The 19,605-nt window shown below is 62.6% G+C and carries 20 protein-coding genes; 12 read left to right on the forward strand and 8 right to left on the reverse strand.

The features are described from left to right. Positions 1-92 precede the first annotated feature (92 nt). The 4 genes from QEP12_RS04465 (at position 93) to minE (ending at position 4,204) form a co-directional block, all read left to right on the forward strand. Positions 93-2,165, forward strand: a complete 2,073-nt coding sequence (locus tag QEP12_RS04465) for an acetoacetate--CoA ligase (protein WP_284213488.1) — start codon at positions 93-95, stop codon at positions 2,163-2,165. A 130-nt stretch (positions 2,166-2,295) separates the two neighbouring features. Then, a complete protein-coding gene (gene minC, locus QEP12_RS04470; protein ID WP_284213489.1) occupies positions 2,296-3,054 on the forward strand; it encodes a septum site-determining protein MinC in 759 nt (252 codons plus the stop codon). Between the two features lie 67 nt (positions 3,055-3,121). Next, positions 3,122-3,934: a septum site-determining protein MinD gene (minD, locus tag QEP12_RS04475; RefSeq protein ID WP_174863205.1), complete on the forward strand. Its 813-nt coding sequence runs from the start codon at positions 3,122-3,124 to the stop codon at positions 3,932-3,934. A 6-nt stretch (positions 3,935-3,940) separates the two neighbouring features. Continuing rightward, positions 3,941-4,204 (forward strand): cell division topological specificity factor MinE, encoded by a 264-nt coding sequence (gene minE / locus QEP12_RS04480; protein ID WP_174863204.1) that lies wholly within the window; start codon positions 3,941-3,943, stop codon positions 4,202-4,204. Between the two features lie 85 nt (positions 4,205-4,289). Here the strand turns inward: minE and QEP12_RS04485 are convergent, their stop codons facing one another. Beyond that, entirely contained in the window at positions 4,290-4,793 is a 504-nt protein-coding gene (locus tag QEP12_RS04485) for a flavin reductase family protein (protein WP_246254267.1), read from the reverse strand. Positions 4,794-5,242: 449 nt separating this feature from the next. On the opposite strand from QEP12_RS04485, the gene azu reads away from it, so the two are divergent. The 3 genes from azu to QEP12_RS04500 all read left to right on the forward strand — a co-directional run bounded on the left by azu (position 5,243) and on the right by QEP12_RS04500 (position 7,612). Continuing rightward, positions 5,243-5,707, forward strand: a complete 465-nt coding sequence (gene azu, locus QEP12_RS04490; RefSeq protein ID WP_174863203.1) for an azurin — start codon at positions 5,243-5,245, stop codon at positions 5,705-5,707. Positions 5,708-5,826: 119 nt separating this feature from the next. Continuing rightward, a complete protein-coding gene (locus QEP12_RS04495; RefSeq protein ID WP_174863202.1) occupies positions 5,827-6,465 on the forward strand; it encodes an MBL fold metallo-hydrolase in 639 nt (212 codons plus the stop codon). Between the two features lie 199 nt (positions 6,466-6,664). Further along, positions 6,665-7,612, forward strand: coding sequence for a lactate/malate family dehydrogenase (locus QEP12_RS04500; RefSeq protein WP_284213490.1), 948 nt, complete (start codon positions 6,665-6,667; stop codon positions 7,610-7,612). Between the two features lie 31 nt (positions 7,613-7,643). On the opposite strand, the gene QEP12_RS04505 is transcribed toward QEP12_RS04500, so the two are convergent. The 3 genes from QEP12_RS04505 to QEP12_RS04515 form a co-directional block, all read right to left on the reverse strand. After that, positions 7,644-8,417, reverse strand: a complete 774-nt coding sequence (locus QEP12_RS04505; protein WP_284213595.1) for a M48 family metallopeptidase — start codon at positions 8,415-8,417, stop codon at positions 7,644-7,646. Between the two features lie 185 nt (positions 8,418-8,602). Further along, on the reverse strand, positions 8,603-9,502 hold the full coding sequence (locus tag QEP12_RS04510; protein WP_284213491.1) for a DMT family transporter: 900 nt from the start codon (positions 9,500-9,502) through the stop codon (positions 8,603-8,605). A 65-nt stretch (positions 9,503-9,567) separates the two neighbouring features. Further along, positions 9,568-10,293 carry an AraC family transcriptional regulator gene (locus QEP12_RS04515; RefSeq protein ID WP_284213493.1) on the reverse strand — a complete coding sequence of 242 codons (726 nt, stop codon included), beginning with the start codon at positions 10,291-10,293 and terminating at the stop codon, positions 9,568-9,570. A 102-nt stretch (positions 10,294-10,395) separates the two neighbouring features. Between QEP12_RS04515 and QEP12_RS04520 the strand changes: the two genes are divergently transcribed. The 3 genes from QEP12_RS04520 to QEP12_RS04530 all read left to right on the forward strand — a co-directional run bounded on the left by QEP12_RS04520 (position 10,396) and on the right by QEP12_RS04530 (position 13,868). Beyond that, positions 10,396-11,730 (forward strand): AmpG family muropeptide MFS transporter, encoded by a 1,335-nt coding sequence (locus QEP12_RS04520; protein ID WP_246254263.1) that lies wholly within the window; start codon positions 10,396-10,398, stop codon positions 11,728-11,730. Between the two features lie 153 nt (positions 11,731-11,883). Continuing rightward, a complete protein-coding gene (locus QEP12_RS04525) occupies positions 11,884-12,612 on the forward strand; it encodes a response regulator (protein WP_174863200.1) in 729 nt (242 codons plus the stop codon). A gap of 8 nt (positions 12,613-12,620) precedes the next feature. Continuing rightward, a complete protein-coding gene (locus QEP12_RS04530; protein ID WP_219163411.1) occupies positions 12,621-13,868 on the forward strand; it encodes an ATP-binding protein in 1,248 nt (415 codons plus the stop codon). A gap of 62 nt (positions 13,869-13,930) precedes the next feature. On the opposite strand, the gene QEP12_RS04535 is transcribed toward QEP12_RS04530, so the two are convergent. Further along, complete coding sequence (locus tag QEP12_RS04535) at positions 13,931-14,356, reverse strand: universal stress protein (RefSeq protein ID WP_219163412.1); 426 nt, start codon at positions 14,354-14,356, stop codon at positions 13,931-13,933. Between the two features lie 104 nt (positions 14,357-14,460). Further along, on the reverse strand, positions 14,461-15,315 hold the full coding sequence (locus tag QEP12_RS04540) for a metallophosphoesterase (protein ID WP_284213494.1): 855 nt from the start codon (positions 15,313-15,315) through the stop codon (positions 14,461-14,463). Positions 15,316-15,442: 127 nt separating this feature from the next. Here QEP12_RS04540 and QEP12_RS04545 point away from each other — a divergent pair, with 127 nt between their 5' ends. Next, a complete protein-coding gene (locus QEP12_RS04545; RefSeq protein ID WP_284213495.1) occupies positions 15,443-16,153 on the forward strand; it encodes a hypothetical protein in 711 nt (236 codons plus the stop codon). On the opposite strand, the gene QEP12_RS04550 is transcribed toward QEP12_RS04545, so the two are convergent. Next, entirely contained in the window at positions 16,118-17,074 is a 957-nt protein-coding gene (locus tag QEP12_RS04550; RefSeq protein WP_174863197.1) for a LysR family transcriptional regulator, read from the reverse strand. The genes QEP12_RS04545 and QEP12_RS04550 overlap by 36 nt on opposite strands. A gap of 145 nt (positions 17,075-17,219) precedes the next feature. Here QEP12_RS04550 and QEP12_RS04555 point away from each other — a divergent pair, with 145 nt between their 5' ends. Further along, the gene (locus QEP12_RS04555; protein WP_219163416.1) at positions 17,220-17,435 is read left to right on the forward strand and encodes a hypothetical protein; all 216 of its coding nucleotides are present in this window, start codon (positions 17,220-17,222) and stop codon (positions 17,433-17,435) included. Positions 17,436-17,625: 190 nt separating this feature from the next. Here the strand turns inward: QEP12_RS04555 and QEP12_RS04560 are convergent, their stop codons facing one another. Beyond that, a complete protein-coding gene (locus QEP12_RS04560) occupies positions 17,626-19,494 on the reverse strand; it encodes a phosphoenolpyruvate carboxykinase (GTP) (RefSeq protein WP_284213496.1) in 1,869 nt (622 codons plus the stop codon). Positions 19,495-19,605: the final 111 nt, after the last annotated feature.

The raw sequence follows: 19,605 nt of genomic DNA on the forward strand, positions 1-19,605 counted from the left end.
TATCGCCGCCGACCAACGGTTGAAAACTTGGGGCTTGTCAATTCGGGACGCTGGCATGGCGGCGGGCACCGGTCAGCGCTAGGGTGGTGCCCATGCCTGCAACTACCATGCCCCACACCCGCCGTACCCCTTTGATGCGCCGCTACCAAAACTGGCTGGCGCAAACCCGAGGGCTGCATTTTGAGAGCTACGACGCACTGTGGCGCTGGTCGGTCACTGATCTGGATGGCTTTTGGCAAAGCATCTGGGATTATTTTGAGATGCAGTCCCCCACACCGCACAGCGCAGCGCTGGGCCGCAACGTGATGCCGGGCGCCCAGTGGTTCCCGGGCGCACAGGTCAATTACGCCCAGCAGGTGCTGCGCCATGTGGATGCCGCCCACGCGGCGGGCATGCCTGCCGTGATTGCAGAGAACGAGCGCGGTGAAGTGACCGAGTTGAGCTGGCCCGAATTGCGCCGCCAAGTTGCCTCCTTGGCCCTGCATTTGCAGGCGCATGGCGTGCAGCCCGGTGACCGCGTGGCGGCATACCTGCCCAACATTCCGCAGGCGATCGTCGCTTTTCTGGCCGTGGCCAGCGTGGGCGGTGTGTGGAGTGTGTGCTCGCCCGACATGGGAACGGCAGCGGTGCTGGACCGCTTCAAGCAGATCGAACCTAAAGTATTGATTGCCGTGGATGGCGTGTATTACGCCGGCAAGGCCATGGACCGGGGGCAGATCGCCAGCGAACTGCGCGCGCAACTGCCCAGCGTGCAGCACATGCTGGTGCTGCACACCCCGTTTGCCACGCAGCAGGTGCCGGACAGCGCCAGCTGGAGCGATGCCGTGGCGCGCGACGATGCGGCGGTGGCCGCGTTTGCGCCGCAGTGGCTGCCGTTTGACCACCCGCTGTGGATTGTGTATTCCAGTGGCACCACGGGCTTGCCCAAGCCCATCGTGCACGGGCATGGCGGCATCGTGATTGTGGCGCTGGCCATGAAAGCTTTGCACAACGATGTGGGCTGCAGCTACGACCCCGAGAGCTGGGGCGAGCGCTTTCACTGGTACAGCTCCACCGGCTGGGTGATGTGGAACTCGCAGGTTGCAGGCCTGCTGGGCGGCACCACCTGCGTCATCTTCGACGGCAGCCCCGGTGGCAGCAAGGATCAGCCCGACTGGGGTGTGCTGTGGCGCTTTGCGGCACGCCACCAGGTCTCCAGCTTTGGCGCGGGTGCGGCGTTTTATGCCAACTGCATGAAGGCGGGCCTGGATTTGGCGCAATGCGGGGATTTGTCGCGCATCACTTCGCTGGGCAGCACCGGCTCGCCCCTGTCGCCCGATGTGCAAGCCTGGGGCACGCAGCAATTTGCGCAGATGGGCACGCCCCATATCTGGTGGAACAATTTGTCGGGCGGCACAGACTTTTGTGGCGCCTTTATTGGCGGCAATCGCGAGCTGCCCCAGCAACCGGGCGAAATGCAGTGCCGCATGCTGGGCGCGGCCGTGGAGGCCTGGAACGAGGCGGGCGAACCCGTGACCGACGCCGTAGGGGAGTTGGTGTGCACCCAGCCTATTCCGTCCATGCCGCTGTATTTCTGGGGTGATGCGGGCAACCAGCGCTATCTGGGCAGCTACTTTGACATGTACCCCGCCGGCCATGGGCGCCAGCCCGGTGGCGGCGATGGGGCGGCCGCCATGGGTGGTGTGTGGCGCCACGGTGACTGGCTCAAAGTATCGCCGCATGGCGGCTGCACCATCTATGGCCGCAGCGACGCCACTATCAACCGCCATGGCCTGCGCATGGGCACCAGCGAAATCTACAGCGCCGTGGAAGCGTTGCCCGAGGTGCTGGACAGCATGGTGGTGGATTTGGAATACCTGGGCCGCGAGAGCTTTATGCCCATGTTTGTGGTGCTGCGCGATGGGCTGCAGTTGGATGCTGCGCTGCAGGCCAAGCTGGCAGCGGCCATCCGTCAGGCGCTTTCCCCGCGCTTTGTGCCCGATGAAATCGTGCAGGTCGCAGAGATTCCCCGCACCCTGACGGGCAAAAAGCAGGAGCTGCCCATCAAAAAGCTGTTGCTGGGCCAGCCTTTGCAGAAGGTGGTCAACCCAGACACCATGGCCAACCCCGCCAGTCTGGACTGGTTTGTAGGCTATGCGCAGCGCAAGCAAGCGCTGGTTGCATAGACGCTGGGATGCCTGCGCTGTATACAGGGTGTTGCGCCGAGCCCCCAGCGCTGCATGGGCGGCGCAGGCTTGCGGGGTACACTTAGCGCGTTTTGAGTTCGCGTCCCTTTCTTTTTTCGCACTCCACACCATGGCCGTTGACTCGCAGGGCACCGCCCGATCCAGCTTTGACCTTAAAAGCGCCCAGTTGCCGGTGATGGCGGTGGCATTGCGCGACACCCAGGTCGCTGTCCTGGCCAAAGACTTGGCCCAGCGCCTGGCGGACGACCCCGATTTTTTTGATAACGACCCGGTGCTGGTGGACTTGCAGCATGTACGTGACAGCACCGAGGCGATTGACTTTCCCAAGCTCATCAAGCTGTTGAAAAAACACCGCACCTTGCCGGTGGCCGTGTGCAATGGCTCGGCGCAGCAGATGGCCGCAGCGCATGACGCGGGGCTGATGCCCGCCCCGGATGCCCACCCCGTGCGCACCAAAGAAGTGGTGCGCGAGGTGGAAATCATCCGTGAAGTGCCCGTGGAGGTGGTGCGCGAAGTGCCTGCGCCTGCTGCCAACGCCATGATCATTGACAAGCCCTTGCGCTCCGGCCAGCAGGTTTATGCCAAGGGCTGTGATCTGGTGGTGCTGGCCGTGGTCAGCTATGGTGCGGAAGTGATCGCCGATGGCAACGTCCATGTCTACGCACCCTTGCGGGGTCGTGCCGTGGCCGGGGCGCGCGGCAATACCGAAGCGCGCATTTTCAGCACCTGCATGGAGCCGCAGCTGCTGTCGATTGCGGGCAACTACCGGGCGCTGGAAGCGGACCTGCCCCAAGACATCGCAGGCAAGCCTGCCCAAGCCCGTCTAGAGGGTGAAAAACTGGTGATTGAGCCCATGCGTTTAGCATGAGCACCTGCAACCGCACTCTCCACACACCCATTTTCTACAAGATTCTTCGCTAAGGAACCCAGCAAACATGGCCAAAATTGTCGTAGTGACCTCTGGTAAAGGTGGCGTGGGTAAGACCACCACCAGCGCAAGTTTTGCATCTGGCTTGGCCCTGCGCGGCCACAAAACCGCGGTGATCGACTTTGACGTCGGCCTGCGCAATCTGGATCTGATCATGGGCTGCGAGCGCCGCGTGGTGTATGACCTGATCAATGTGATCCAAGGTGAAGCCAACCTCAATCAGGCGCTGATCAAAGACAAGCAGTGCGACAACCTGTTTGTGCTGGCCGCCTCGCAAACCCGCGACAAGGAAGCCTTGACGCAAGAAGGCGTCAAAAAGGTGCTGGACGACCTGTCTGCGATGGGGTTTGATTTCATCATCTGCGACTCCCCTGCGGGCATTGAAAGCGGCGCGCTGATGGCCATGCACTTCGCCGATGAGGCGCTGGTGACCACCAACCCCGAAGTCTCTTCGGTGCGCGACTCGGACCGCATCTTGGGCATGCTGGGCTCCAAGACCGACAAGGCGGCCAAGGGCCAGAGCGTGAAAGAGCACTTGCTGATCACACGCTACAACCCCAACCGCGTGGAAGACGGCCAGATGCTGTCCATTCAGGACATTGAAGACATTCTGCGCATTCCCCTGATTGGCGTGATCCCCGAGTCGGAGACCGTGCTGCAAGCCTCGAACCAGGGCGTGCCCGCGGTGCACATGGAAGGCTCGGACGTTTCCGAGGCTTACAAGGACGTGATTGCCCGTTTTCTGGGCGAAGAAAAGCCGATGCGTTTTACCGAGGCAAGCAAGCCCGGTTTCTTCAAGCGCATGTTTGGCGGGAGGTAAGCAGCCATGTCCATTATTTCTATGCTGTTGGGTGAGAAGAAAAAATCGGCTTCGGTGGCCAAAGAGCGGTTGCAAATCATCCTTGCGCGTGAACGCGTGGGGGGCGCTTCGGGCCAGCCCGACTACCTGCCCGCGCTGCAGCGCGAGCTGATGGCGGTGATCTCCAAGTACGTGTCGATCAACCCCGAAGACATCAAGGTGCAGCTGGAGCGCCAAGACAACCTGGAAGTGCTGGAAGTGAAGATCGAGCTGCCAGAGTCTTCGCGCTAAGCCTGGAGTCAGACGCAAAAAAACCGCAGGCCCGATAGGGTGCTGCGGTTTTTTTTATGGGTGCCGTGCGCTACGGCACGCCGCTCTAGCGCATCTGGCCTGCGTGGTAGAGCAAAGGGGCCGCGTTGGCGCTATGGTGGCAGGCCAGCACTTCGCCCACCATGATCAGGTGGTCGCCTTCCGGGTACTGGCTGCGTGCGCGGCACTCAAAGGTGGCCAGCGCATCGGCCAGCAGCGGCACGCCTTGCGCGTTGGCCGACCACTCCACGCCGGCAAAGCGGTCAATACCGCGCTGCGCGAACTGGAAGGCCAGTGCCTTGTGGTGGCTGGCCAGCACATGGATGGCGTAGTGGCTGCTTTGGGCAAAAGCCGCAAAGCTGCCCGAGCTGCGCGCAATGCTCCACAGCACCAGTGCAGGATCGAGCGAGACGGAGTTGAACGAGCTCACCGTCATGCCCACGGGATTGCCTTGCGCATCGGCCGTGGTGACTACCGTCACACCGGTGGCGAATTGCCCCAGCGCATTGCGGAAGTCGCGTTCAGAGAAAGAAGCTTGGCACACAGGTGCAGCAACAGCAGAAGTATTCACAACAGCGCAAGTCAAAGTAGATCGCAGATTATGCAAAGCGCCGTCGGGCCATGTGTGGATGGGGCTAATACCGGCACGCATGCGATGCGCGATCAAGGGGAGGGCGGCGGGCCTGCCGCTGCGTGTGTCATCGGTTGTGATCGTCGCCGGAGGCACAGCGGTAGGGGCAGGAAGTTTTTTTAAGAGCGCTTAGCGCTGGTTTTTCTTAGCTTTCAGATAAAAAACTATTGGAAATTCAATGAAATCAAGCGCAAGCAGCTATTTAAAGCGAAGCGGTTGTCGCATTCGTGCTCTACGGCGTTTGATGCGAGTCAAAAAAATCATAGCGAAATAAAAACTTCTGTACCACGTAGCAGTGAAAAGCCGACCTTTTGTAGAGATTTGTTTCAGAATGTCTGCGGATTGCAGTGTGTTGGCGCTGCAGCTTGCTCTTTTAACCCTTGCAAAGGATGTTGACCGTGAAGAAGACCTGGATAATGCTGGCCGTGATGGCTGCAGGTGGAATGGCTGCCCCCGCGATGGCTGCAGATTGCGCCATCACCATTGAAGGCAATGACCAGATGCAGTTCAACATCAAGCAGGTCGAAGTGCCCAAGTCTTGCACCACATACACCATGACCTTGAAGCACACCGGCAAGATGCCCAAGTCGTCGATGGGCCACAACATCGTGCTGACCACCACGGCAGACGCCAACGCGGCCGCGGCCGATGGCATGAAAGCCGGCATGGCGGCGGACTACGTCAAGCCCGGCGATAGCCGCGTGATTGGCTACTCCAAGATGATTGGCGGCGGTGAAACCACCACCTTTGACTTTGAGGTGGCCAAGCTTAAGCCCGGCACCGAGTACACCTACCTGTGCTCCTTCCCTGGGCACTCCTTCATCATGCGCGGAGTGCTCAAGCTGGGCAGCTAAGTTCGCCGGCGGCACTGCTGCAAAGCCTTGTGCGCCGTGGGCCCACAAGGCTTTTTTCTTGTGCATGCCTTCGGCCACAATGCGCGCATTCCCCCACCCCTTTGCTTTCACCATCGCCCATGCTGCACTACCACACCATCCCCGTCACCGCCTTTCAACAAAACTGCTCTTTGGTGTGGTGCGACCAGACCAAAGAGGCGGCCGTGGTGGACCCCGGAGGGGATCTAGAGACGATTGAATGGGAGCTGGAGCGCCTGGGGCTGCAGCCCAAAGCCATTTGGCTGACGCACGCCCACATCGACCACGCAGGCGGTGTGGCCGAGCTGGCCGACAAGTTCAAGCTGGACATCGTGGGGCCGCATGAGGGCGACCGTTTCTGGATTGCCGGGCTGCCGCAGCAAGGGGCGATGTTTGGCTTTCCCCCGGCAGAGCCGTTTGAGCCCACACGCTGGCTGCAAGATGGCGATACCGTGCGCATCGGGTTCGAGACGCTGAACGTGCGCCACACGCCCGGCCACACGCCGGGGCATGTGGTGTTTCATGCACCGCAAATTGACCGCTGCTTTGTGGGCGATGTGCTGTTTGCCGGCAGCATTGGCCGCACCGATTTTCCCCAGGGTAACCACCAGCAGCTGATTGATTCCATCGTGCAGCGCCTGTGGCCCATGGGCGATCAGACGGTGTTTATTCCCGGCCACGGGCCAGAGAGCAGCTTTGGTCGCGAGCGCAAGACGAATCCCTATGTGGGCAATACCTGAAGCTGCATGCAGCAACTGAAAAGCACTTTTCACCTGCCCAGCCGCGAGTGGGCGGTACTGCAGTGCCCGGCCGCTGCGGCACAAAAAAGCGCAAAGCCCTTTGCAATATTGATGCGCGTCAATCAATCGGGCGCTAAATCTCTCGGGTAAACCCTTGATCTCCTAGCATGCGGGCATTGCCAGCAAACAAAGGACAGAGATGGGTGCGCGAATTGGAATTATTGGGGCCGGTCAGGTGGGCGCTGCAGCGGGGTATTTGCTCTCGGCCATGCCGGGCATCAGCGACATCGTGCTGGTGGACACCAACCCCGCACGCGCTGCGGGCGAGGCCGCAGACATTGCCCATGCCGCCGCATTTGGCACCTCCGCGCGTGTGGTGGAAGGCAGCTATGCCGATTTGGCGGGCGCGGCCGTGGTGGTGATTACGGCGGGGGCCAGCCTGCAGCCTGGCCAAACCCGGCTGCAGCTGCTGCACCAGAATCTGCACATCATGGATGGCATCTTGGCCCAGGTGCTCAAGGCCGCACCCGACACCGTGTTGCTGTTTGCCACCAACCCGGTGGATGTCATGCCCGCCATAGCGGTGCAGCGCTTTGGCGTGGCGCCGGGCCGTGCGATTGGTACGGGCTGCACGCTTGACTCCATCCGTTTCCGTGATCGTCTGGCGCAGCACCTGGATGTGGCGCCCGCTTCCATCCACGCCTATGTGCTGGGTGAGCACGGCGACTCGTCCGTGGTGCATTGGTCCAACGCCCTGATCGCCGGCATGCCGGTGCTGGAGTTTGCCGTGCAGCGGGGCCGCCCCATTGATGCCGCCTTGCAGCAGCAGATGGAGCACGATGTGCGCACGGCGGCTTACCGCATCAAGGCGGGCAAGGGGGTGTCGAACTTCGGGATTGGTGGCTGCATTGCGCGCCTGGTCAAGGCGATGGTCGAAGATGAAAGCAGCATCCACCCGGTCTCCACCTTCATGCCCCATCTGCTGGGGGTGACCAACACCTGCGTGTCGCTGCCGCATGTGATCAGCAGCCGCGGGGCTTCTGCGCCGTTGATGCCGCAGCTGGATGCTGCTGAAACGGTAGCGCTTCGCGCAAGTGCTGCAACGCTTGCAGCCGCTATTGATGATGGATTGAAAGCGCTGGGCTAAGACCGGTGTACTGCGCGCTCGCCCGCATGGTCTAGCGCGAACGGCGCGCCGCTTGGTACAGGCCCTGCACGCTGGGCACGTTGCGCTGCAGTTCACGAATGCGCTCGGGCCCGCTGGGGTGTGTGGAGAGGAAAGACAGACCATTGGCATTGTTGCCGGTGGCGTTGCCCATTTTCTCCCACAGCGCCACAGCAGCCTGTGGGTTGTAGCCTGCGCGTGCGGCAATCTCCAGCCCCACCAGATCGGCATCGCTTTCGTCGTTGCGGCTAAAGCGCAGGCTCAGCAGCTGGCCGCCCAGCCGTGCGGCGTAGTTGCCCACATCGCCCAGGCCCAGCAACTGGGCGCCCAGCGAGATGCCGAGGCTGGTGGCCGAGTTTTTGGCCAGCTGCTCGCGCGAATGCTCGCGCAGGGCGTGGGCCATTTCGTGGCCCATGACCATGGCGATCTCATCGTCCGTGAGCTGCAGCTTTTGGATGATGCCGGTGAAAAACGCAATCTTGCCCCCGGGCATGCAAAACGCATTCACATCGTCGCTGCGAATCAAGGCCACGGCCCACTGCCAGTTGCGGGCCCGCTCGTTCCACGCATAGGTGTGGGGAATCAAGGCCTTGGCAATCCGGTGCAGGCGCTGGGTTTGCGGGTCGTTGGGCGCCACCAGGGCGCCTTTGGACTGGGCTTGCTGAATCAGCTGCGCATATTGCTGGCTGGCGGCTTGTTCCAACTCTTCGGCGGGCACCAGATGGCGCAGGCGCGAGGCTTCGCCCACTTGCACCTGGGCCCAAGCGGGCACGGCTGCCGCAGCCATGGCGCTGCCCCCCAGTTGCAAAAAAGCGCGCCGTGCCTGCCACAGGCTGTGCCTTGCACCCGCATGCGCGCTGCCGCACCAGCAGGTGGTGGCGCAAGAGTCGGACATAGGTAGGGGCAGGGATTCAACAGGGGACATGCGTGGCTCCATCTTCAAACGCCTCCAGTGTAAAAGCGGGGGCGCGGCTAGGTCTGTCGGTTTTGTCGCATTTCGCTGTGCACCACCAGCCACAAGCCCAGCAACACCAGTGCCAAGCCACACCAGGCCAGCCAGCCGGGGCGCTCGCCCACCACCACCATCGCCAACACAAAGGCGGTGATGGGCTCGAACTTGCTCAAGGCCACGCTGGTGGCCGCAGAAATGCTGCGCAGGCCGATGGAAAACAGCAAATACGCCACCCCTGTGGCCACCACCCCCAGATACACCACCACGGCCCAGCCCTGTGCGTTGGTGTGGGGCATGCCGCCCAGCAGCGCAGCGATGGACACCGCAATCAGCGCGGCGCTGAAAAATACCCAGGCATTCACGCGGGTCACGCCCGACTGCACGATCAGCGGCTGGCTGATGACGGCATAGGCGCCATAGGCCAAGCCCGCCAGCAGGCACAGCAGCAAGCCGGTGGCTGAAGCGCCCATGTCGCCCCCTTTGCCTTGGGTCATCACAAAGCCGCCGATCACGCCCACCGTGGTGCCCAGCCACCACAGCCCGCCGGGCCAGCGGCGCAGCATGAGCGCTTGCAGCAGGCCGGCCCACACGGGGCTGGAGCCAATCGCCACCGCGGTGCCCAGGCCAATACCGGTGGATTGCAGGCCCGCAAAAAAGGCCAGGTTGTAGGTGACCATGCACAGCGCACACAGCAGCATGCGCCCCCAGTGCAGCGGCGCTTGGCGGGTGGTGGCGCTGCCCTTGAGCACACTGCCCAGCAGCACAAAGAATGCACCAGCCATGACCAGCCGCAGCGCGCCCACCCAGAACGGCGGCATGCCCTCGGGGGCAAAACTGTTGGCAGTGCCCGTGGTGCCCCACAGTACAGCAGCCAGAAGTACAAGCACGACACCGTGCAGGGAGGAAGAAAATTGCGGCATGCAGCGATGCTGTCACCAAAGGCCGCCGCGAATGTCGAGCAACGCGCATAGTGCGCGGCCTGCTGTCAGCCCGCCGTGCGGGTGCAGCCTGGCACTTGGCTGCGCACGTGCCGCGCACCGGTCTGGCGGTCGCGCCGCAGCGCATAGGCCAAAGCGCTGGCTGTGGCATAGCCGCAGCTGCGGGCACAGGCCTCTAGGCTGCGGCCACGCGCCAGCAGGCGCTCGGCCTCATCCAGCCGTATCTGGCGCAGCCATTGCTGCGGGGTCTGCCCCGTCAGCTCCTGCCAGCGTGCATGAAAGCGCTGGGGGCTGAGATGGGCCAAGGCCGCCAGACGGGCCGTGGGCCAGTCGCTGTGCAAGCGGGCGCGCACCTGTGCTTCGATGGCCGCCACATCCACCGCACGTCGTGGCAGCAGCACCGGGGATTGCAGCAGCAGTTGCAAGCGCTGCGCTGCGGGCATGAGCTGCGGTGTGCAGCGTGCAGCGGCGGGCACTTGAAACCGGCGTACCTTGTCCAGCGCGGCGTGGGCGATGCCCGCCACATCCAGCACCAGCATTTGCGCGCCCGGCGGGGCCAGATAGCCGTGGCGGCTGCCTGCGGGTATCAGCAGCCCGCAGGCGGTGTCGACAAAGCTGCTGCGGCCATCGACTTCCAGCTCCATGCGCCCCGCCAGCGCATACAGCAGCTGGGCGTGACCGTCGTGCACATGCGCCGCATGCTCGCCGCAGTAATGGCGAATGCTGCAATCAACGGTAACAGGGGGTGTGGCGCAGGTCATGTGGGCTGTCATGGTAGCGGTAGAGGGTCTGGGGCGGTAGATACAGGATCGCGATTTCCGTCTCCTCCGTCCCAGACCCTAGTGATAATGGAGCAACGCTTTTTGCACCGCACCATGTCCGACGCTTCCCCACCTACCCCCGCTACCGCCAGCCCGTTGCGCCGCTCTTGGCGTGCCACGTTGAAGGTGTACGCAGAGCCAGCCAGCCTGCGCATGCTGGCGCTGGGCTTTTCTGCCGGTCTGCCCTTGCTGCTGGTGCTGGGGACGCTCTCATTTTGGTTGCGCGAAGCGGGCATCAACCGCACCACGATTGGCTATCTGAGCTGGGTGGCGCTGGCCTATGCCTTCAAATGGGTGTGGTCGCCGTTGGTCGACCGCATGCCGATCCCGTGGCTCACGCGGGCACTGGGGCGGCGGCGCAGCTGGCTGCTGCTGTCGCAGGCGATGATTGTGGCGGGCTTGGTGGGCATGGCGTTCAGCGATCCGATCCAGGCCCTGGACCCGATTGTCTGGTGCGCGCTGGCGGTGGCCTTCGGCTCGGCCACGCAAGACATTGCGCTGGATGCCTTCCGCATTGAGTCGGCCGACACCGACCACCAGGCCGCCCTGGCCGCCACTTACCAGACGGGCTATCGGCTGGCCATGATCTGGGCGGGCGCGGGCGCCCTGTGGCTGGCGGCGCGTGCGCAGGGCGATGTGACGGGCTATGTGCACGGCGCCTGGCAGGTGGCGTATCTGGTCATGGCCGCCAGCATGCTGGTGGGGGTGGTGACGGTGCTGTGCTCGCAAGAGCCCAACCCCCAGCCGCTGCCAGCGTCCAAAAATATCGCGCAATGGCTGCAGGGCGCGCTGGTGGCACCGTTTGCCGACTTTATCCAGCGCTACCGCTGGCAAGCGGCCCTGGTGCTGGCACTGATTGCGGTCTACCGCATCAGCGATGTGGTGATGGGCATCATGGCCAACCCGTTTTATGTGGACATGGGCTTTAGCAAAGATGAGGTGGCCGCCGTCACCAAGGTGTTTGGTGTGGTCATGACGCTGCTGGGTGCCTTTATTGGGGGCGTGATGTCCATGCGCTGGGGTGTGATGCGGGTGCTGATGCTGGGCGCCGTGTTGTCGGCCGCCAGCAATTTGCTGTTTGCCTGGCTGTCCACGCGCGGCCATGACCTGACCGGGCTGACGCTGGTGGTCAGTGCCGACAATTTGGCTGGTGGCATTGCCTCGGCGGCCTTTATTGCCTACCTCTCCAGCCTGACGAATGTCCAGTACTCGGCCACGCAGTACGCGCTGTTCAGCTCCATGATGCTGCTGGCCCCCAAGTGGCTGGCAGGCTTTTCTGGCCAGTTTGTGGATGCCTATGGCTACGAAACTTTTTTTGTGGGCACGGCCTGTTTGGGCGTGCCGGTGCTGCTGCTGGTGGCGCTGGCGGCGCGGGTGCGGCTGCGCTAAGTGGTAAAAAAGGAGCTGCCAGCGTTTGTGAAATAAGGCTTTCACATGGAAAAGCTGCTGAAACCCAGGTTTAACCAGCGCTGATAGCTCCGTTTTTAACTTTTTACCTGTGCTTTACGCAACAGACAAACAGCTTCTCTACACTGGGGCGTTATGAGCACCCATACCCTGTTGATGATTGAAGACGATGTGCGTTTGGCCGATATGGTCAGCGACTATCTCGGGCAAAACAGTTTGGCCGTTGTGCATTGCGCGGATGCAACCAGTGGGCTGGCCCATCTGCAGGGCAGCGGCAAATTGCCCGATTTGCTCATCCTGGACTTGATGCTGCCCGACATGGACGGGCTGGAAGTGTGCCGCCGCCTGCGCGCCATGCCCGGCCCGGTGGCCAAGGTGCCGGTGCTCATGCTCACCGCCAAGGGTGACCCCATGGACCGCGTGATTGGGCTGGAGCTGGGGGCCGACGACTATCTGCCCAAACCCTTTGAGCCGCGCGAGTTGCTGGCACGCATTCGTGCCATCTTGCGCCGCCGGGGCGACGATGGCCTGAGCACTGCGCCCCAGGCGGCCACCCATGTGCTGCGTTTTGGCTCGCTAGAAATTGACCGCGATGCCCGCACCGTGCAGGTTGCCGGCCAAGCCGCTGAACTGACCAGCTACCAGTTTGATTTGCTGGTGGCGCTGGCCGAACGTGCGGGCCGCGTGCTCACGCGCGACCAGATCATGGAAGCCGTGCGGGGCCGTGAGCTGGAGGCGTTTGACCGCTCCATCGACGTGCACATGGGCCGCATTCGCGCCGCCATTGAGGTCGACCCCAAAGCGCCCAAGCGCATCTTGACGGTGCGGGGCGTGGGCTATGTGTTTGCCAAGCAGCAAGACTGAGGCGGCGCATGTTCAAAGTTTTCTCGCAGCGGCTGTATCTGCGCATCTGGCTGGCTGTGGTGGGCGGTGTGGCGGTGCTCACCTTGGTGGTGGGGTGGGCCTGGCAGCAGGCCGAAGCGCACAACGCACGCAACAACGCATCCCCCACCTCACTGGCGCGCGAGATGACCGTGACCGATGCCACGGGCCGCGTGCTGGTGCAAGGGCCGTTTGAGCGCATCCGCCGTGGCGAGGGCGATGCCCCGCGCTTTCGCATCGACGGCGCCGACGGGCAGACTTATTTTCTGGAAATGACGCCGCGCGTCGGGGGCGCAGGGGCCAGCAACGGCCGCCATGGGCCGCCCGGCCATGACTGGGCGTTTTGGCTGCGCCCGCCGTTTGGCTTTTTGTGGCTGCTGGGCTTGATTGGCCTGGTCGTGGTGGTGGGCGTGTTCCCCATTATTCGCCGCTTGCTCAAGCGCCTGGAGAACCTGCAGCGCGGGGTGCAACGCTTTGGCGAAGGCGATTTGACGGTGCGTGTGGCCACCGAAGGCACGGACGAAGTGGCCGATCTGGCGCGCCAGTTTAATGCCGCTGCCAGCCGCATTGAAGAGCTGGTGCAGTCGCACAAATCGCTGCTGGCCAATGCCTCGCACGAGTTGCGCTCGCCCTTGGCGCGCATTCGCATGGGGCTGGAGTTGATGGGCGGCGATGCCTCGGTGGCCAAAGCCAAGCGCGAGATTCAGCGCAACATCAACGAGCTGGACCAGCTGGTCGATGAAATCTTGCTGGCCAGCCGCCTGGAGCAGCCCGGCGTGGATGTGGGCACGGTGGAGAGTGTGGACCTGATTGGCCTGGCGGCCGAAGAGTGTGCCCGTGTGGACGCGGATCTGGAGGTGCAGGCCACCGAAGGCGTGGAGGTGCCCGCGATTGCCAAGCTGGTGCGCCGCGCCGTGCGCAATCTGCTGGAAAACGCGCGCCGCTACAGCCACGGAGAAGTCAGTTTGCTGCTGTCGCGCGAGGGCGATATGGCAGTGATCCGTGTGCAAGACATTGGCCCCGGCGTGCCACCCGATCAGCGTGAGCGCATTTTTGAAAAGTTCTACCGCCTGCCTGGGGCCAGCGAGCGCTCGGGCGGCGTGGGGTTGGGGCTGTCGCTGGTGCGCAGCATTGCACTGCACCATGGCGGCAGCGTGGCCTGCGAGGGCCGTCTGGACGGCCAGCCGGGCGCCAGCTTTGTGCTGCGTTTGCCTGTGCAACCGGGTGCCGCGCATTGAGCGGGAGGGGGTACAAAAAAAGGGCTGCAGATGCAGCCTTTTTTTGTGCGAGAAGCGCTGAATCAGCGAATCAGCATCACAGGCACGGAGCAGTTGGCCAGCACTTGGGTGGAGACCGAGCCCATCACCAGCTTGCCCAGCGAGCCGTGGCCGTGGGTGCCCATGATGATCAGGTCAAACTTGCCTTCTTCGGCCATCTTGGCGATGACTTCACCGGCGGGGCCAACTTCGGCGCGGGCATGCACGGTGATGCCGCTTTGTGCCAAGAACTTGGACACGGGCTCGAGCACCTTGGCGGATTCTTCGGCGTAGTACTCATCCACCATGTCTTTGCTCAGGGCGGCACGTGCACGGGGAGGCAGGGCGGCTTGTACCGTCAGCGCGGTGTAGTCGTGGCGGCCTGCGGCCACCAGTTCTTCGTGCGCGGCCAAGTACGCCAGCATTTTTTTGGTGAAGGGGCTACCGTCGACAGCGAGCAAGATTTTCATGAGACATATCTCCAAATTGATAGAACCAAGGGTAATCACTGGGGCTCATGTTGTCTTGACGTAAGTCATGTTTCTGGGAGCGCAACCAAGTGAAAGCAAAGAAATCATAAGGTGATGCACGCCGCAGGCTGGAAGTGCAGCTGTTCTCCTTTGCGGGCATAGCCTAAGGGATTGGCGACGACACGGCAATTCCACGCACTGCCATCAGCGTGTAGGCCTGAAGCGGTGTAGTCACTGGGGGCGTGCAGATGGCCGTGCAGCCAAAGGTGGGCATGGGGCAGCAAGTCGTCCAGTGCATTGCAAAAGCCTGCACTGCCGGGCACCAGGCCGTAGCGCGGGTCGCAGCTGTGCAAGCTGGGCGCAAAGTGGGTGACGGCCACGGTCTTGCCGACAAAAGGCTGCGCCAGGGCCTCGCGCAACCAAGCTTGGCACACCAAGGCTTGCTCGCGCATGGGTTCGGCCAGAAACGGCTGCCCGTGGCGCGTGCCGCCGGTTTTGCGCAGGTAAAAGTTGGCGGCGCGGAACGATTTTTCGCGCAGCTTGAGCAGGCGGCCCATATCGCCCGCTTGTACCTTGTCATCCAGCAGCGCGATGGCGTCATAGTCGGTCCACAGCGTGGTGCCGACAAAGCGCACCGCATTCAGCACCACGCTTTCGCGCTCCAGCCAGATGATGCCCAGCGTGTCGCACACGCGGCGCAGGCGGGCGTGGGCGGCGTCCCAGTCCTGCAGGTCGTACTCATGGTTGCCCGGCACAAAGATGACCGGGCAGGGCCAGGCCGCAAATTGCGGCAGGGGGGAAAAACGCTCCAGCCCAAAGTATTCGCCCTGCAGCAAGCTGCCCTCTTGGTAGGAGCCGATATCTCCGGCCAGCACCAGCACCTCGGCATCCGCTGCGGGCGTGGCTTGGTAGTGAGGGTGAACTTCCAGGTGAAGGTCAGACAGCAGTTGAATTTTCATAGCAGCGCAGGATTGGCACAAAACGAATTCTCTTGCATGCACGCATTTGGTGCAGTCTTTCTAGAATCGCTCCCCTTGGCGATTTTGCTTGCCCTGGCGGGGCAGGTCTTCAATGATGAGAACACATATGCATGTACGAGCCAGCAGCTGGATTTTGCTGTTGGGCTTGTGTCTGGGTTATATCCTGGCTGCCGGGGTGCCGGCGTCCTGGGGTAAGCCCGATGGGGTGCTGGAGGGCGTACAAGCGGTGACGCTGCTGGCGGGCGGGCTGGTGGGGGTGCTGGCCGCCTACCAGCAACGCGGCATGGCGGTGGGCAAGATCTGGTGGGTGGCCGCGATGGGCTGGCTGGGTCTGCTCAGCCATGAGCTGGCTGGGCACGCCGGGCTGGTGCTGCCGCAGGCCCAGGTCTGGCTGGATGCGGGGCAGCGCCTGCCCAGCGGCTGGTTGCCGTGGCCAGCGCTGGCTGCAGCGGGGGCCTATGCGGCCCTGCTGCTGGCCGGGGTGTACTGGGTGTTGCGCTACCGTTTGCTCAGCCGTGTGGTGGTGCGCTGGTGGCATGAATCGGCCACGCCCTGGGGCTGTGTGCTGGTGGGCACACTGGCGCTGTTGCTGGCCGCAGTGGCCCAAGGCCAGGTGGGCCTGCCCATGCCCCAGATGCCCGACACCACCCGTTCGGTGATGGTGGCGATGACCGAGTGCTGGGTCTATGCCGCACTGTGGTGGGCACAGTGGCTGCTGCTGCACCACATGCAGGACTGGCGCTTGTCCAGCTATTTGCAGACCATGCATTTCTCCCGCAGCTCACTGGGAGAACGCTTTGAGCGTCGCTCGATTTAAGGCCTGCAGCAGCCACTCATAGGCGGCCCGATTGGGGCCGCGCTTGTGCCACAGCGCATCGACGTGCACGGCTTGCACCTCCAGGGGCAGGGGGTGCACTTGCAACTGGTGCTGAATGCCGGTGATGGGCACAAAGTGGCGCGGCAATACCGTCACCAGATCGGACTGGCTGACCACCCGGGCGGCGGTGGTGTACTGGTTGACGGTCAGCACAATGCGGCGCTCACGCCCCAGCGCCGCCAGCGCCTCATCAATAAATCCATAGGCGCGGCCCGAAAAACTCACCAGCAAATGTTTGGCGGCGCAGTAATGCTCCAGCGTCAGTGGCATCCAGGCCAAGGGGTGGTCTTTGCGCATGACGGCCACGTACTCTCCGTCGTACAGGCGGCGGTGCTCGTGGGGCACCAGCGTGCCTGCCTGGGCGCGGGCCGTGAGATCGGCCAGCACGGCGGGAAAGTGGCCCACGGCCATGTCGGCGGCTTCAGCATCCAGCAGACCACGTGGGTCGCGGGTGGTCAGCGGCACGATGCGGATGGACAGGTGCGGCGCTTCGCGCTCCACCAGCGGCACCAGATTGGGCACCAGCGTGCTGGCCGTGGCATCGGCCATTGCCAGCACCACCGTGAGGGTGGCGGTGGCGGGGTCAAACTTTTCGGGGGCCAGACTTTGCTGCAGGTTGCCCAGGGCCTCGCGCACCACTGGCCACAGGGTGAGGGCGCGGGGCGTGGGCTGTACCCCATGCCCTTGGCGCACCAGCAACTCATCGCCCAGGGCGTCGCGCAGCCTGCGCATAGCGTTGCTGACTGCAGGTTGAGTGATGGCTAACTTATCTGCAGCGCGCGTCAAACTGCCCTCTGCCATCACGGTGTCAAACACGCGCAACAGGTTCAGGTCGAGGGAGCGAAAGTCGTGGGGCGTCATGCGTCAGGATTTAAACATCACCAATGTGAATGATCTAGATTCAAAATATAAATTTGAAAGGTTTTAGGGATAACCCTAATATTGCGGTATTGCCTCCACGGACAGCCACAAGCCCGCTGCTGGATGGCTTGAAAGGCCTTACCCCATGACCACCTCGACCGCTACGTATTCTGCTGTGCGCCCCCAATCCAAAGCCCTGTTGCCTTGGCTGTTTGCGATGTCCGCCCAGCAATGGAAGGCATGGCAGGCAGCACGCCGCGCCGTGCGTGCCGATGAGCTGACCTGGAACATGGCGCTGCAAGATGCGCGCATGATGGCCGACCTCTCGCGCGCCATGTCGGCCGCTGCGGCCAAGCGCTAAAACCTGGGCGGGGCCTGCGTCGGCCCTGGGTTGACCCGTTGCCCCAAGCCACTGCGCCTGCAGTGGCTTTTTTGTGGGTTGCATCCAGAGATGCAATAAAAAAAGGAGCTTGCAGCGCAAGCTCCTTTTGATTTTCACAGTGCTTTGTAGTTGAAGTGCTTCAAATACCAGCGCTGGCAGCTACTAAAAATTAAGCAGCCAAACGGTCTTCCAATGCCTTCTTGGTGTCCAGCAGGGCCTGGGGCATGCCGTAGGCCAGTTGGTCAAAGTGGGCAGTGTGCAGCTGCATCTCTTCGGCCCAGGCAGCCTGGTCGATGTGGGTCACGGTGGCGAACTGCTCGGCGCTGAAGTTCAGGCCACTCCAGTTGATTTCGCCGTACTGCGGGGCGGTGCCCAGCGCGGTTTCCTGACCTGCCGTTTGGCCTTCGATGCGGTCAATCATCCACTTGAGCACGCGCATGTTTTCGCCGTAGCCCGGCCAGACGAACTTGCCTTCGGCATCCTTGCGGAACCAGTTGGTGGTGTAAATCTTGGGCAGTGCGGCGCCAGTGGTTTCGATCTTCTGGCCCAGATCCAGCCAGTGCTGGAAGTAGTGGCTCATGTTGTAGCCCGCGAATGGCAGCATGGCGAACGGATCGCGGCGCACCACGCCCTGTGCACCAAAGGCGGCGGCGGTGGTTTCCGAACCCATGGTGGCCGCCATGTAGACGCCTTCGGTCCAGTTGCGTGCTTCGGTCACCAAAGGCACGGTGGTGGAGCGGCGGCCGCCAAAGATGAAGGCGTCGATCTTCACGCCCTTAGGATCGTCCCAAGCATCATCCAGTGCTGGGTTGTGGATAGCGGCAACAGTAAAGCGGGCGTTGGGGTGGGCAGCCTTGGCGCCGGTTTCCTTGGCAATGGCGGGTGTCCAGTCGTTGCCCTTCCAGTCGATCAGGTGGTCAGGGATAAAGCCGGTGTCTTTTTCCATGCCTTCCCACCACACATCGCCATCGTCGGTCAGCGCAACGTTGGTGAAGATCACGTCCTTGTCCAGGCTCTTCATGCAGTTCGGGTTGGTCAGCATATTGGTGCCGGGGGCCACACCAAAGTAACCCGCTTCGGGGTTGATGGCGCGCAAGCTGCCGTCCGCTTGGGGCTTGATCCAAGCGATGTCATCACCAATCGTCGTGACCTTCCAGCCTTCAAAGGCTGCGGGGGGCACCAGCATGGAGAAGTTGGTCTTGCCGCAGGCCGAGGGGAAGGCCGCTGCCACGTGGTACTTCTTGCCTTGGGGGTTGGTCACGCCCAGGATCAACATGTGCTCTGCCAGCCAGCCTTGGTCGCGGCCCATGGTAGAGGCAATGCGCAGCGCAAAGCACTTCTTGCCCAGCAGCGCGTTGCCGCCGTAGCCCGAGCCGTAGGACCAGATTTCGCGCGTTTCGGGGTAGTGCACGATGTACTTGGTCTTGGGGTTGCACGGCCAGCTGGTGGTGTCTTTTTCACCGTCTTTCAACGGCGCGCCCACGGTGTGCACGCAGGGCACAAAGTCACCATCGGTGCCAATCACGTCGTATACGGCCTTGCCCATGCGGGTCATGATCTTCATGTTCACGGCCACATAGGCGCTGTCCGACAGCTCAATGCCGATGTGCGCAATGGGCGAACCCAGTGGACCCATGCTGAACGGCACCACATACATGGTGCGGCCAGCCATGCAACCGTCGAACAACGGGTTCAGCGTGGCACGCATATCTGCGGGAGCCATCCAGTTGTTGGTCGGGCCAGCATCTTCTTTTTTCTCAGAGCAGATGTAGGTGCGGTCTTCCACGCGGGCCACGTCCGATGGGTCGGACCAGGCCAAATAGCTGTTGGCGCGCTTGGCGGGGTTCAGGCGTTTGAACGTACCGGCATCGACCAGCTGTTGGCACAGCGCGTCGTACTCAGCTTGCGAGCCATCGCACCAATGTACCTTGGCGGGCTTGCACAGCGCCACCATTTCGCTGACCCAGGCGATCAGCTGGGGGTTCTTCACATAGTCAGGGGCCTGCACTTGCAGAGCCTGGGGCGCGGCTGCGTTCATCGAGATCTCCGAGATAGTTAAAAGCGGTCATGTCAGCCCACATCCCTGCTGTCGAAGAGGGCTGGCATTACCGTTTTCTGGTGTTGATGGTTCGCCTTGGCTGCCTGTTTT

The organism is Comamonas jiangduensis (assembly GCF_030162955.1).
Classification (GTDB): Bacteria; Pseudomonadota; Gammaproteobacteria; order Burkholderiales; family Burkholderiaceae_C; genus Comamonas; species Comamonas jiangduensis.

Coding starts and splice junctions, on each gene's coding strand:
- QEP12_RS04520 (WP_246254263.1), top strand. CDS start 10,396: ATGTCCGACGCTTCCCCACCTACCCCCGCTACCGCCAGCCCGTTGCGC.
- QEP12_RS04535 (WP_219163412.1), bottom strand. CDS start 14,356: ATGAAAATCTTGCTCGCTGTCGACGGTAGCCCCTTCACCAAAAAAATG.
- minE (WP_174863204.1), top strand. CDS start 3,941: ATGTCCATTATTTCTATGCTGTTGGGTGAGAAGAAAAAATCGGCTTCG.
- QEP12_RS04495 (WP_174863202.1), top strand. CDS start 5,827: ATGCTGCACTACCACACCATCCCCGTCACCGCCTTTCAACAAAACTGC.
- QEP12_RS04550 (WP_174863197.1), bottom strand. CDS start 17,074: ATGACGCCCCACGACTTTCGCTCCCTCGACCTGAACCTGTTGCGCGTG.
- QEP12_RS04465 (WP_284213488.1), top strand. CDS start 93: ATGCCTGCAACTACCATGCCCCACACCCGCCGTACCCCTTTGATGCGC.
- azu (WP_174863203.1), top strand. CDS start 5,243: ATGTTGACCGTGAAGAAGACCTGGATAATGCTGGCCGTGATGGCTGCA.
- QEP12_RS04530 (WP_219163411.1), top strand. CDS start 12,621: ATGTTCAAAGTTTTCTCGCAGCGGCTGTATCTGCGCATCTGGCTGGCT.
- QEP12_RS04540 (WP_284213494.1), bottom strand. CDS start 15,315: ATGAAAATTCAACTGCTGTCTGACCTTCACCTGGAAGTTCACCCTCAC.
- minD (WP_174863205.1), top strand. CDS start 3,122: ATGGCCAAAATTGTCGTAGTGACCTCTGGTAAAGGTGGCGTGGGTAAG.
- QEP12_RS04525 (WP_174863200.1), top strand. CDS start 11,884: ATGAGCACCCATACCCTGTTGATGATTGAAGACGATGTGCGTTTGGCC.
- QEP12_RS04510 (WP_284213491.1), bottom strand. CDS start 9,502: ATGCCGCAATTTTCTTCCTCCCTGCACGGTGTCGTGCTTGTACTTCTG.
- QEP12_RS04555 (WP_219163416.1), top strand. CDS start 17,220: ATGACCACCTCGACCGCTACGTATTCTGCTGTGCGCCCCCAATCCAAA.
- QEP12_RS04505 (WP_284213595.1), bottom strand. CDS start 8,417: ATGGCTGCGGCAGCCGTGCCCGCTTGGGCCCAGGTGCAAGTGGGCGAA.
- QEP12_RS04500 (WP_284213490.1), top strand. CDS start 6,665: ATGGGTGCGCGAATTGGAATTATTGGGGCCGGTCAGGTGGGCGCTGCA.
- QEP12_RS04545 (WP_284213495.1), top strand. CDS start 15,443: ATGCATGTACGAGCCAGCAGCTGGATTTTGCTGTTGGGCTTGTGTCTG.
- minC (WP_284213489.1), top strand. CDS start 2,296: ATGGCCGTTGACTCGCAGGGCACCGCCCGATCCAGCTTTGACCTTAAA.
- QEP12_RS04515 (WP_284213493.1), bottom strand. CDS start 10,293: ATGACAGCCCACATGACCTGCGCCACACCCCCTGTTACCGTTGATTGC.
- QEP12_RS04560 (WP_284213496.1), bottom strand. CDS start 19,494: ATGAACGCAGCCGCGCCCCAGGCTCTGCAAGTGCAGGCCCCTGACTAT.